We start from the raw sequence: 656 nt of genomic DNA on the forward strand, positions 1-656 counted from the left end.
CGGAAACCCGACCCGACCGCCCTCCCTGTCCGCCGCTGCAGGCCGGTTTTCGGTGAGCAACGCGCCCGCCTCGCCGGTAGCTTCGGGTCTCGGGCCCCGCACGTCGGCGGCGGCCCACCGACCCGAACCGGCCCCGCACCGACACCCGGCAGCCGAAGCGCAACTCTCGACGACCCCAGCCGACCCACTCGGAAACGCACCTCGGCAGCCTCGACCCGACCGCCCTCCCCGCCCGCCGCTGCAGGCTGGTTTTCGCCGACCAACACACCCGCCTCGTCGAGAGCTTCGGGTCTCGGAGCCCCGCACGCCGGCGGCGGCCCACCACCGACACGGATCGGCCCCGCACCGGCCATCCCCGACCACAAGCGCAACGCCCGCCGAAAACACCCCACCCACCCGGAAACGCACACCCGGCGAACCCAAGCCCAGCGCCCACCCCGTCCGCCGCTGCAGGCCGCTTTTTCGCCGACCAACACACCCATCTCGCCGAAAACCCACGCCTCGAAGCCCCGCACGCCAGCCGCCTGCGGCGGCCCACCCCACGAGCCGGACCGGCCCCGCACCAGCCACCCGCAACCAACAGCGCAACGCCCGCCGGAAGCAAACCCACCCACTCTGGAAGGCGCCCCCGGGAACCCGACCCGACCGCCCTCCCT

This window comes from Embleya hyalina, from assembly GCF_003967355.1.
GTDB classification, from domain to species: Bacteria; Actinomycetota; Actinomycetes; order Streptomycetales; family Streptomycetaceae; genus Embleya; species Embleya hyalina.